Genomic DNA, 12,217 nt, shown 5'->3' on the forward strand with positions numbered 1-12,217 from the left:
ACGTTAGAAAACGCGGCTATGAAGATAACTACCACTCTCTTAACGGATCGGTTGTCGCGCACAACTTGCTTTGCCCGAACCGCGGGGAGTCTACCCTTCGGGTGCCTACCTCAAATCACTTGACGGACCGACCCAAGGCATGTTTCCGACGGTCAGCAACTAGCTCTCATCAGGCTGCTGCACTACGTTGTTCGCCATTCGTCCGAGTTTGAACGATGGTGCAGAGCCTCCAGCCGCGAACAGTTGCTTTCGCAGACCATCTTTTAGCTCCCCGACTTCACGTAGCCCCTTACCCTGGATATGGTCCGAATTGCAATTTTACCTATGTCAAATATGTAGTAACGCTAAGTGCTGTTGGGACACTATCGCCAGCACCTCGGCTTGAGCGCCCTGCCGTCGCCCAACGAAGACACACCACTCGTTTTGGCGATTGGCGCCACGGCGTCGAAAGAACGCACTAAGACCGCCGCGCCGCTCACGCGCGCGGGGCTGCACGCCATCGTAAAGGATGTGTTTGCGGGCGCTGCGGCGCGCTTACGCGAGCTCGACGATCCGGCGAGCACGCGAGCCGATCTGCTCGAGAAGGATCCCGCGCATTGGCTCAGTCATAGCGCCGGCTCGCACATGGCCGACCACAAAGCGGATCTGCACACGCGCGCGACAACCTCGGACATGCCTCGCTGACGACGACCAGCATCTACCTGCATGTCGACGGCGATCGACGGCATAAGGAAACCGAAGAAAAGCACCGGGTAGACTGATGATGCTCAGCGAGGTCCGCTTAACGCGTCCCGCCTGCTGCCGATTCTGTCCGCCAACCGCAACTTTGCTCATAAAAGTCCCTGTGCCCGAACCTCAGACCTCTACCGACAAACAGACGCTCAGCTTCGTGATCGATTGGCGCGGAGAGAGCGTAACGTGCGTCGTGCCACGCAGGTGCCTGAAACTTTTCTTTTTCCTCCCGCCTGACTGAGGGCGTTTTTTCAGTTCGAAGGCGGAAGCAAACATAGACGGTTAGTTGCATCGTGTGACAGGCGAGACTTCGCTTGTCTCTCACCTCAACGACGAAGCGACGATCGTCCCGCCTGTGCGTGAAGTGGCCGCGAGGCTGGGCTTGCCGCTCGCCGGCGTGAATTTCGACGATACCGACCGCATCGACGCTGCGCTCGCGAACGGCACGATCGATGCCGCCAAGTTCGAGGACGAAGCGAGCCTCGTCGCCCGCGGCGCGCGCAACGGCTACGCGATCGAAAGCGTCGCCGCGGCCGTGACATTGCCGATGGCGTTCTACTCGCGCAAGCTCGCATCGATCGCCTACTTGCCGCGCGCGCGTTGATCCTCCTGCAGAAGTATGCGCTCACCACCCTGCAGGACGGTGCGGGCCTTCATCCGACGCTTGCGGTTATCACCGGCAATCGCTTCGGTCTGGAGACCCTCCGGGTGGACCACGCGAAGCTCTACGAAGCGCTCGACACGGCGAGCTTCGTCGCGATGAACGCCGACGATGGTGCGCGCAACAAGCTGAAGCCGGGCCGCGACAGCATCGGCATCGAGGATGCGCGCTCACCTTACCAGCATGTCCTCACCGTGCGCACGCGCGACGCAGCGGCCGCCTGGGCGGGCCACTTATTCGCGTCTATCATTCCGACGACGTCGCGCACTTAATCCTCACGCACTACCAGGATTCCGTACGCCGGCCTTGGTGAATGGCTAGTCAGGACTCGCATGTGGCGGATGGGATCGCCTCAAGCCGGCGAAGCATCGAGCGCCTCGTCTTGCCGCGCCCTGTTCCACAGCACTAGTTCTTCGGCTGGGATCGCCGGTGCGAACAGGAAGCCCTGCAACTCATCGCAGCCGATCTTGCGCAATACCTGCGCTTGATGGCCGGTTTCCACACCTTCGGCCACCACGCGCAAACCAAGCTCATGCCCAAGATCGACGATCGCCTTGACGATGGCAAGATCAGCGGACGCGTCGAGCATGTCTCGCACGAACGCGCGGTCGATCTTCAGACGGTCGAGCGGGAACCGGTTCAGATAGCTGAGACTCGAGTAGCCGGTGCCAAAGTCGTCGAGCGAGAGCTTGACGCCTAGCCCGCGAATGGCGTGAATGGCTTGCGCGTAGTGTTCAGCGCCATCCATGAGAACCGTCTCGGTGATTTCGAGTTCCAAGCAATGCGGCGGCACGCCATGCGCGAGCAGACTCTTGCCGAGCGCCGCAACGAGCTCGTGCTCGCGTAGTTGGATCGCTGAAATGTTGACGGACGCGCGTATTTCGAGGCCCTCTTCGTCGCGCCAGGCGGCAAGCTGTCGGCACGCTTCCTCGATCACCCACGCGCCAATGGAAACGATGAGGCGCGTGTCCTCCGCCACCGGGATAAACACCGCCGGACCGATTTCACCCAGTACCGCGCTCTTCCAGCGCAGCAGTCCTTCGACGCTCACGAGCGCACCGGATCGCGCTTCGAGGCACGGCTGCCACTCGAGCCGCAACTCGCTGAGTTCAATAGCCGTGCGCAAACCCGTTTCCAGCGTGAGCCGATGACGCGCCTGTTCGGCCATGTCGGCCGCGAAAAACTTGACCTGATTTCGTCCGGCAGACTTGGCCTGATACATCGCGGCGTCGGCGTTCTGCATCAACGTATCGATGTCTTCGCCATCATCCGGGTAGAGTGCGACGCCGATGCTGCTCGCAACCTGCAGTGTCAACCCGCTCACTTCATGCGCTTCGCGAAGCAGCGGGAGCAGCCGCTGCGCGATGCTGCGCGCCACTTCGCTCGCGTGACCGACTCCGTTGAGCAGTACCGTGAACTCGTCCCCGCCCAGGCGGCTCACGGTGTCGTGGGTGTCGACCGCATTGAGCAGGCGTCGCGACACGGACCGCAACAAGCCGTCACCGATGTGATGTCCGAGCGAATCGTTGATGTTCTTGAAACGGTCGAGATCGATGAACAGCACCGCGACGCGCTGCCGCGTTCGCTGCGCTGCTGCAATGGCGACCCCGAGTTTCGCGGCAAAGAGTGCACGGTTGGGCAGTTCGGTGAGCACGTCGTGCTGCGCGAGAAACTGAATGCGCGCTTCGCTCTTCTTGCGGTCCGTGATGTCGATAAGCGTGCAGATGTAATGCGATACGGTGCCCCGCTTGTCGTGTACTGCGCTGATCATGAGCCACGCCGGATAGTCACCGCCCTCGCGGCGGCTTATTTGCGCCTCCCCGTGCCACGTACTGCTGCGCCCGACGCGTTGCAGAAGGTTACCCAGCGGGCCGTTTTCGTCGTCCTGCGTTGCCGTGTCGATGAAGGCCGGCGGCTTGCCCGCCACGTCGTCCATCCTGTAGCCAGTTGCGCGAAAGAACGAGGGGTTCGCGGTGAGCAGACGCGCCTCGGCGTTCAGGATGACGATCGCCTCGGACGATGCCTCGAACACCTTGCCCCACAGTTCCAGCCGCTGCTCCATGAGCTTGATCTGATTGATCGGCGTAAAGGCGGTGAGAATGGCGTCACGTCCCTGGAAGTCGAGACGGCGCGCAGACAGCATCGCCCAGCTCGGCTGAGAGGTGGCTTTCCAGTGAACTTCGAATTCGTCGATGGCTTCGCGGTCGGAAAGTTGCTGAAAGAAGCGCGCGCGAGTGGCAGAGTCGAGGCCCTGAGCCCACGGGTCGGTGCTGCTTCCATTGAGCCAGAAGAGTCCTGGAGCATTGGCGTGCAATACCTCGTGACCGGGAATAGCGGTGACGACCATCGGCACGGGCGTAGCTTCCACGAGCGCTGATTGCGCGGCTGACGCGCGGGCGGTCGCCGCCAATTCCTTCTGCACGACGCGTTCGCGGTCCAGCTGCGCAAGCATTTCGTTGAAGCCACGCACGAGCTGGCCGATCTCGTCCTGACTGTCCCAGTCGGCGCGCTTCGTGTGATCGCCGGTACGGCGCACCACATCCATTACGCGCGCGAGTTTGCGTAGCGGCGACGAAATCTGCTGCGCGACGCAATAAACTAGTGTCAGGATGGCGCACAGCAGGAAAAGCGCCGTGCCCAAATGCAGCCACATGCGCGAGAACAGGGCTTGCACGCGCGCGTGCAGCAGGCCGTCGAGCTGCTCGCCGGTATCGCGCCAGAGGTCGTCTACGCTTTGAACGAGCGCTTGCTGCGCGCTGTCGACGATCATCAGCACCGCTGAATCCGGCGCCACGTTGTCGTCCACCACTACCCGCGCCGCATGCCTGAATGCCTCGACGGCAGTGCGCATACGATCGAACGACGGGGTGAGCGTGCGCTCGAATTGACGATTGGCCGCCCCCGCCTCGGCGTAGTCCGACCGCAAACCCTGCATGACGCCGTCGAGTTGCCCTTCGAGGACCAGATAGCGCGAACGCACTTCCTCTCGCGAGCGCGCGTGAACACCGTCGTGCAGATGGCGGCCGATGCTGTTCACCGCGGTCAGCAGTGCGGGATAGCGCAAGATCGAGAGCGACATCGCGTAGTAGCTGTCGAGATCCGGGTCGAGAATCAGGTTCGACTGATTACCGATGCGCGTTATCAGATCGCGGGAGGCGGTCAGCGCCTGGTCCGTCGACGCGATCCTGAGTTCACGCTCGTGCGCCATCGTCTGGAGAGCGGTCCGCAGCGCGTTGCTGGGCTCTGCGCTTCCCATCTGCGCGCCGTATTGCTGCTCGGCACGAACGAGCCTGTCGACCTCTGCATCGAGTTGCGCCACCGTCGGCAATTTGCCCGCGCCCGCCATTGCGATGGACGTGATGCTATGTTCCACCTCGTGAACATACGCGCTGCCGACAATCTCCTTGTTTGAAAAGTCAATCGCCAGATACTTTTCGTGAATCAGAATCCCGCTGATGTAGATCACCGCGCTGAGATCAAGCAGGTAGATGAGCAGCAACTTGTGCCCCACGCGTAAATGCGCGAGCAGCTTGAAGAAAGGATTCCGTTTCATGGGCGAGACGTTTGGAAACGTGCGAGAAAAGTCATGCAGGCGGGCGCTCACAAGGCAGCGAATGGCAGCCAGCGATCGTGTTCGCCCACCTATCTATTACGCCTCTTACGGCTCGCCAAAATTAACCTTTAATTAAAGTTTTAGTGCGCCGATTAGCCCCGAAGAAGTGCATTGCCATGCACGCGTTTAGTGCCAGAAAAGTCAATCTCAGCGCGCCATCTCGGCATGGCGAGATACATCAAACCGCACCAAGCGACTCGTGCTTTTTCATCGATCTGAACCGGTTGCGATAATCGACCGGATTAATCTGCAGAAGCCGCATCGGTGTGCGACGACTCTCAGCGGCAAGTCCGTGGCTTCTAGGTAGCGCCGCGCGGCATCGATGCGCGCATTGGCGACATAAGTCATCGGCGTGATGCCGCAATCCTTTGCGAAGATACGAGAGAGATTGCGCGCACTCATATGCACGCGTTCCGCGAGCGACGCTACCGTATGATCCACATGCAGATTATCCAGCATGAATTGCTGGACCTCGATAGTCTGCGAACCAGGCGAAGCCTGCGTTTCCAGCAGCGGACTGAACTGGGACTGCCCGCCCGAGCGCCGCAGATAGACGATCAGATACTTGGCGACATCGAGCGCCATTTGCCGACCGAAGTCGTCTTCGATCATCGCGAGCGACATGTCGATGCCCGCCGTGACACCGGCCGTCGTGTAAATGCTGCCGTCGCGAACGAAGATATGATCCGGCTCGATGCGCGCCTTCGGAAAAATGCTGGCGAGCCGGGGCACGTCCATCCAGTGAGTCGTCACCAGTTTGTTGTCGAGCAGCCCCGCCGAGCCGAGAGCGAACAACCCGTTGCAGATAGCGGACACGCGGCGGCACTGCCGATGCTGCGCGCGCAGCCAGTTGCTCAGCGCTGGATCGTCGAAGGCGTCGAAGATGCCGAGCCCGCCCGGCACGATGATGGTGTCGAACTCCGGGCAGGGATCGAAGATCGTACGATCCGGCACGGTAGTCAGGCCGCTCGACGATTGGACCGTGCCGCGCGTCGTGCCGACCATCATCATTTCGTATTCGCACTCGCCTGCGCTCAGCACCTTGACTTCGGCGAACGCATCCTTCGGCCCGGCGATGTCGAGCAGTTGAAATCCAGGAAAGACGAGCATTCCGACCTTGATTCGTCTCATCGCGGATATCCGGATCCTCTCAGAACAGGCTTGCTCATGGGCATGCCCCGACGCGCGCGCTGCACCGGGCAGCGCCATGCGTTCTGCCGCCGCACCGAATGCCGCGCCGATGACCGTCCAGATAATCGCCTGCATGCCGATCGACGCCACCCGGAACTGCCACATCAACGTGGCGGGAAACTCGGCGGGCACTTCGTCGATAGCCGGCGACAGCGCGAGCATCGCAGCAGTCATGATCGCGAAAGCCAGCAGACCGGCGAGCGTCGCGTTGGCATCGCCCCATTTGCGCGGCAGAGCTTGGCGCAAAGCTATCGACAGCAGTGTAATGGCGACGGAAATCCCCATGCAGTAAGAATAAAGCGCGGTGCGAACGCCGATGGTTTCCGCGGCGCCCACCGAAGGCGGATTCGCCGGATATTTCAGCGCCGGCAGCACCACCAAGGCCGCGAAAGCCGCGAGCGCAAGCCATGCCGCAAGTGGCCGCGCGCCCATGCTTCCCGCGCGTCCCCACGCATAGGCAAAGCACAACGCAAAGAGGCCACCGAATGCAGCGCCGTACGCGAGTATTCCGGTCAACAAGCCCACGCCCGCTTGCGTTTCACGACTGACGATTTCAGGCTCGGGCGCGTCGGCGGCGTGAGCGTCCTCGTGCGCTTCATGGGCCTCGAAAGCGATCGCGCGATCGACCTGCGGCTCGCCGGCCACCCGCGCGAAGCAGAACGCCAGCAGTCCCGCGATGAGGCCCACGAGCATGCCGCGCATCAACAGTTTGCTGACCATCGTCGTCTCCTCGTCAATGGCAGGGGAAGCCCAACAGATGGCGTCCGTCATGCACGGACCTCGTGTATGGCGGTGCCTTGAAAGATTGCGGTAGCACCCCGCTCCGCTCCAACAAAATACAGCGCCAGCAGCATCAGCAATCCGCCAAAGATCATCCACGGCAGCAGCTCGCGCAGCGGAATCGGTTCGAACGTGTCAGTGGAATGCAGGCCAGCTTGAGTCATGAAGTACCTCCGGAAGAGTCAGAAAAATGTTAGCGGCTGCGCGCCGCGACGATAGCTTCGATCTCTCGGCGCGACAGCACACCGCTCGTCTCGACCACTTTCAGCAGCGCTTCGAGAAAACGTTCGTAGTAGTCCCAGCGCGGCTGATTCGCGCATTCGATTGCTTCCCACTTCGCGATGGACGCGATCAGGCTCTGGCGAAAGTCCTCCCACTCGAAACATACCGCCTTCGATAGCGAGAGCGCGAGGCCGAACACATCGCGCTCCCAGCGATTGGCGAACAGCAGCTTGCCGTCGAGACGCGGCGGCGAATCCGGTGCGCCGAGCATCGACGCGGCAGCGTATTCTTCGAAACGCGTGAACATGACACGCTCCTCAGGCTGCGGGTGCTTCGACGAGTGCAACGCCCATCATCGACTCGGGCGTAACGAGCGCGGCGAGTTCTTCCTCACTCAAATGCTCTGTGTTTGCGGGGCGCTCGGGCACGACGAACCAGCGAATCTGCGCGCTGCTGTCCCACAACATCACCTCCTTCGTCGCGTGCACCCGTACCGAATTCCTGCTAGACGGCGCGCGGTTCGCGCACGCCGCGCGCGCGAAATACAGCGTCCTTGTACCAATACGGCGGCAAGCCGAGTACCGGCCACGGATAACACGAACACAGCGAGCAGATGATCAAGTTATGCACGTTCAGGTTATGCACGTTCGCATCGTTCGCGACCGCGGCCATATGCTCGCCTTCCGCGCCCGTCATGCCGAGCGGAAGCGAGAGTTCGGCAATCGCCTTCGGCGTGTCCTCGACGAGACGCCTCGCGTATTCCGGATCGACCCATGCGCGCGCGACGATCTTCGCGCCGTTGAACGGGCCGGCCATCGTCTCGAAGTGTTTGAGCACGACATCGACGGAGTCGGTGACAATCACGCATTTTTCGATCAGCAAGGCTTCCAGCGCACGCACTTTGGCGGCACTCGATGCTTCGCGGTCGTCGGAAAATTCGAAAAGTTGGCTCATGGGTTCGCTCGTGGTTGGCTTGTATTCGAATTCAGTCGGCTGCGTGCACGTAAGCTTCGTACAGGTCGGCGTAAATGGTCGTGTTCGGCTCGCTTTTGCAGGGGCCCCAGATCGACGCGGCGTCGAAGGCAACGCGATACACAGGCATCGGCGCGCCAATACCGTCCATGCCCGTCGAGACGAAATAGGAGAACGCACCGGGATAGACGAGATCCACCACGCCGGTCTTGTTGCGCAGATAGCCCGGCAAGCGCGTGTGGTCCACCGCTTCGGGATCGGTGATACGCACGGCATCGCCAGCTCGAAAGCGCGCCGAGCCGTCGAGCGCGTGATAGCCCGAGTCACCGTTCTGCAGATAGGCGTCGAGCTGCGCGGCGAGTTCGGCATTGGGGCGATTGGGTAAAGGCGCGTCCGGGTGCGCGCTGTAGTGGGCGGTTTTCTCTGCGAGTTCCTCCGCCGACACATACCCCTGATCGACGAAAAACTGAGTGATGCCGCCGAGCCATTTCTCCTAGTAGCGATATTTAAAGTACTCGAACGGCTGCATGTCTTCGGCGCCGGTGCGCAGCGAGGCCCAGGTCCAATTGCTTTTGAAGGCGGTGGGCAGCATATCGACCGGATAGCGATGCGGCGCATCCGACAGATGCGCACTCTCCGCCATCATGACCGTATGAATGCCGAAGATGCGCTTTTCCCATGGCTGGACGAATACGCGCTTTTCAGTGCTGACCGGCCCCAGATTTTCGATGCCGCCAAGATGATGTTGTAGCTTCACGTTTTGCTCCGCTTGAATAGGAACGGTCTCATCCGAGCCGATGCTCGCGTCTGAATTGCAGTGCTTCACCGACGACTTCCGAGACGAAGCCGAAGACTGCGCCGGTAACGAGCGCGGCGGCCGCGACCAGCGCCGGATTGCCGATGCCCGCCGTAATGATCGCCTTACCTGTGGCCACCATCGTGCCGACCGTCGAGGCGAAGCCCCAGACGATCGCAGGCAAGACGTCGAGCAATTTGATCTTGGATGCCTGAACCATCGCCGCGCTGCCCGATGCCAACCAGCACCGCCACCGCGACCGCGCCGCCGCTCGTGGTCGCAATGCAGAGCAAGGTAAGCGAAGCGATGACGAGTCCCGTGAGATTCAACGCCACGCTCTTGACGAAGCCCGCGCGCCCGCCGCCGAGCACGAAGAACGACGCCCAGGCGATGAACGTCACCTAGACGGGAACCGGAAAGATCGTGCCGGTGAGCCATGTATCGACGACCGCCAATACGCCGATGCTCACCGTGTATGCCTCTGGCTTTTTCATGCGTAGCTCCTTGAAGAACAAATCAATGAAGGCTTCAGTTCATGCAACTCAGAAGTCCATCGCGCATTCGCGCGGCTTCGATGTTGCGGCCAATCATCACGAAACGGCTCTCTCGTGTTTCGTCGCGCATCCACGCACGGCCGAACGTGGTGTCGAGCAACATATGCACGCTATGAAAATGCAGGCGTCGCGGTTCGTCGTGCATGTTGAGCACGCCTTTCATGCGAAGAAGTTGTGCGCCTTGCGTTTGCACGAGCTGATTGATCCAGCGGTTTAAACGCGTCGCATCGATACCACCGGACACCACGAGCGCGCACGATGCGATGCTGTTGTCGTGTTCGTGGTCGTGGCTGTCTTCGTCGAGCAGATTCGGCTCGATGGCGAGCAGGTTGTTGACCGAAAAGCGCACGCGCGTCGATCCTGGAACGCTGCGCGTACTCGATGCGCGCAGTCGGATTGAGCCGGCGAATCCCGGCGACGAGCGCATCGACGGCATCGGACGAAACGAGATCGGTCTTGTTGATGACGATGCGGTCCGCGAATACCACTTGCTCCCGCGCGATATCGTCATGAAGCTGAGCCCGCGCGTGCATCGCATCGACCACGGCGACGACCGATTCCAGCTCCACGCGCTCGCGCACGTCGGGATCGGCGAGAAAGGTCTGTAGCACCGGCGCGGGATCGGCGAGGCCCGACGTTTCGATGATGAGGCGCTCTAGGCGATCGCCGAAGCGCATCAACATGTCGCGCACGCTGGCGACGAGATCGGTGCGGACCGTGCAGCAGACGCAGCCGTTGTTGATCTCGATCACGGCGCGTTCATCGGCGACGATCAACTGGCCGTCGATCCCGACTTCGCCGAATTCGTTCACGACGATTCCGATCTGCATTGGCCGCGTGGATTCGAGCAGATGATTCACGAGTGTCGTCTTGCCGGCTCCAAGGAAACCGGTAATGACGATGGCAGGCAGTTTGGCGGGTCGCATGAGGGCATCCTTCGCGTGCGTCGATTAGGAACGCCTACCCTTTAGCGGCTTCCGTTCCGATTTCCCGCGCTTGGCCGCAATCGGGCGATACTTGGCGCGGCGTGCCTGACCGCATGTCCGTTGTCTTCCAAAATGACACAAACGGACAAAAGCGCAGGGAAGGCGACGAAACAGATTGGTGCGCGACGCGCATCGCCGAAGTGCAGGCGATGCCCTCTTCCTCGTCCGCCGATACGAACGGACGCGACCGGCCAGTCTCTTCGTGAGAGTATCGTGAATGTTATGGATAGATGGACCGGCCGCTCGTCTCAGGTATGCAAGCGATGCGCGCGAACGACGTGACGCCGCGCAGATGGCTGCGCGTTCAACTGCCAAGGCAGCCAATGCGTATTTGACCGGACCAATCAAGTCGTCGGATTAACAGGGGAGGTATCGAGGTCCTGAATCGCGCCGGTGAACGCTTTATCCGTTCGATCTCAACCTAACGAAGATCAACTCTTCTTGTAGTTCGCAAACATATCCTTGCGGATCGAACCATGTACGCCCCAGTTCGCGTCGACCACCTGCGTCACGCCGAAGTCCGCAGCTACCGACATCAGCGCAATGGCTTCGTCTTCGCTCAAACCGTGCACCGTCATCAGGAAGCGGCGTAGCTTGCGAAAGGCATCGCGCATGGCTTTGTCGAGGCTCGCATGCTGTGCCACTTCTACCTGAGCGTTAGTCCCGAGTTCGGCCAGATAGTTGGGGAACGTGAAGCCATACACCGACCATTGCTGATCCGTCTCGAGCAGCGGATGCGTGAGCCCTTCGAGCAGCGTGCCCTCGAGGTCCGCTTTCTTATGCAGGATGAATTCGAAGTCCCCCGTCAAGGATGTTTCGATCGCCGTGCCGCCTAGCTCGCTGTCGCCCTGCGCGGCGTGCGGGTCGCCCACGGAGAAGAGCGCGCCCTCGACCGCCACCGGGTAATACATGGTCGCGCCCCGGCCGATGCGCCAGTCATCGATGTTGCCGCCCGTGTAGCTCGGCGGAATGGAACTGACATAGTCCGCTTCGGCGGGCGCGACGCCCATGGTACCGAAATGCAGTCGCGCCGGCACGCGGATATCCGGCAAGATGTTTTCGCGCTTCGTCACGAGCCGGTGATCCACCTGCACACCGGGGTAATCGATAGTCGCATGCACGATGCCATCCGGGTCGGTCTGCGGCGTCCACACATAGTTGTAGACCGCGCGCGCATACGGTTCGCCGGAAGTATCGAGTTCGAAGATTGTCACCACTTCGCGCGGCCTCGGTTCCTCGATCAGATCGTGATATTGAAAGCCCCACGACGCGGCCACGTTCGAGCCAAAGCACTTGCCTGCATGACACGCGCTGCAACTGGGCCGCGGCCTGACATCAAGGATGCGCACTTCGAGCACGTCGCCAGGTTCGGCACCTTCGATTGCCACCGGACCGGTCAGCAGATGCACGCCCACGCCTTCGCCAGCGCCCAAGCGGAACGGTCTTTCGGTCGAACCCGCGCCGCGCCGCGAAACGGCCTTGTGCTCGCGCGTCCATTCGAACACGCTTTGCGCGCCCTGATCGCCCGCGATCATGCGCTCGTGGTCGTCGTTGGCGTGATGCGTCAGCGTTTCGATGGTGGCGCGGTCGCCCGACTTGAGCGTGAGGCGTGGTTCTACCCGTTTGCTGAAGTATCCCCAATGCACCGTGGATGATGAAACGGGCAGCGTGTAATGCTTCATTGAATCGTCCTTGGCAAGAGGGTGTTTT

5 protein-coding genes and 8 pseudogenes are annotated in these 12,217 nt (G+C 61.1%); 2 read left to right on the forward strand and 11 right to left on the reverse strand.

Annotated elements, in window-relative coordinates:
* Nucleotides 1–363: 363 nt before the first annotated feature.
* Nucleotides 364–761, forward strand: a pseudogene (locus NK8_RS35540) (tyrosine-type recombinase/integrase); the annotation flags it as partial.
* 335 nt (nt 762–1,096) lie between these two features.
* A pseudogene (locus tag NK8_RS43505) lies at nt 1,097–1,665 on the forward strand (MetQ/NlpA family ABC transporter substrate-binding protein).
* An 80-nt stretch (nt 1,666–1,745) separates the two neighbouring features.
* Here NK8_RS43505 and NK8_RS35550 read toward each other — a convergent pair.
* The 11 genes and pseudogenes from NK8_RS35550 to NK8_RS35595 form a co-directional block, all read right to left on the reverse strand.
* Complete coding sequence (locus NK8_RS35550) at nt 1,746–4,946, reverse strand: EAL domain-containing protein (protein ID WP_213233347.1); 3,201 nt, start codon at nt 4,944–4,946, stop codon at nt 1,746–1,748.
* A 267-nt stretch (nt 4,947–5,213) separates the two neighbouring features.
* Nucleotides 5,214–6,215: a GlxA family transcriptional regulator gene (locus tag NK8_RS35555; RefSeq protein WP_367657841.1), complete on the reverse strand. Its 1,002-nt coding sequence runs from the start codon at nt 6,213–6,215 to the stop codon at nt 5,214–5,216.
* A pseudogene (locus tag NK8_RS35560) lies at nt 6,216–6,917 on the reverse strand (CbtA family protein); the annotation flags it as partial. It lies immediately after the preceding gene.
* Nucleotides 6,918–6,930: 13 nt separating this feature from the next.
* Nucleotides 6,931–7,141 (reverse strand): annotated as a pseudogene (locus tag NK8_RS35565) (CbtB domain-containing protein).
* Between the two features lie 29 nt (nt 7,142–7,170).
* Nucleotides 7,171–7,506 carry a nitrile hydratase accessory protein gene (locus NK8_RS35570; RefSeq protein ID WP_213233348.1) on the reverse strand — a complete coding sequence of 112 codons (336 nt, stop codon included), beginning with the start codon at nt 7,504–7,506 and terminating at the stop codon, nt 7,171–7,173.
* A gap of 10 nt (nt 7,507–7,516) precedes the next feature.
* Nucleotides 7,517–8,153 (reverse strand): annotated as a pseudogene (gene nthA, locus NK8_RS35575) (nitrile hydratase subunit alpha).
* A gap of 31 nt (nt 8,154–8,184) precedes the next feature.
* A pseudogene (gene nthB / locus NK8_RS35580) lies at nt 8,185–8,928 on the reverse strand (nitrile hydratase subunit beta).
* Nucleotides 8,929–8,956: 28 nt separating this feature from the next.
* Nucleotides 8,957–9,461 (reverse strand): annotated as a pseudogene (locus NK8_RS35585) (DUF1097 domain-containing protein).
* A gap of 34 nt (nt 9,462–9,495) precedes the next feature.
* Entirely contained in the window at nt 9,496–9,870 is a 375-nt protein-coding gene (locus tag NK8_RS43155; RefSeq protein ID WP_225936550.1) for a GTP-binding protein, read from the reverse strand.
* A 91-nt stretch (nt 9,871–9,961) separates the two neighbouring features.
* Nucleotides 9,962–10,447 (reverse strand): annotated as a pseudogene (locus NK8_RS43160) (GTP-binding protein); the annotation flags it as partial.
* Between the two features lie 491 nt (nt 10,448–10,938).
* Nucleotides 10,939–12,189 (reverse strand): acetamidase/formamidase family protein, encoded by a 1,251-nt coding sequence (locus NK8_RS35595; RefSeq protein ID WP_213233349.1) that lies wholly within the window; start codon nt 12,187–12,189, stop codon nt 10,939–10,941.
* Nucleotides 12,190–12,217: the final 28 nt, after the last annotated feature.

The sequence above is a fragment of the Caballeronia sp. NK8 genome, assembly GCF_018408855.1.
Classification (GTDB): Bacteria; Pseudomonadota; Gammaproteobacteria; order Burkholderiales; family Burkholderiaceae; genus Caballeronia.

Excerpts from the sequence above, each read along its gene's own strand:
- NK8_RS35550 (WP_213233347.1), bottom strand. The coding sequence starts at position 4,946 with ATGAAACGGAATCCTTTCTTCAAGCTGCTCGCGCATTTACGCGTGGGG.
- NK8_RS35555 (WP_367657841.1), bottom strand. The coding sequence starts at position 6,215 with ATGGCGCTGCCCGGTGCAGCGCGCGCGTCGGGGCATGCCCATGAGCAA.
- NK8_RS35570 (WP_213233348.1), bottom strand. The coding sequence starts at position 7,506 with ATGTTCACGCGTTTCGAAGAATACGCTGCCGCGTCGATGCTCGGCGCA.
- NK8_RS35595 (WP_213233349.1), bottom strand. The coding sequence starts at position 12,189 with ATGAAGCATTACACGCTGCCCGTTTCATCATCCACGGTGCATTGGGGA.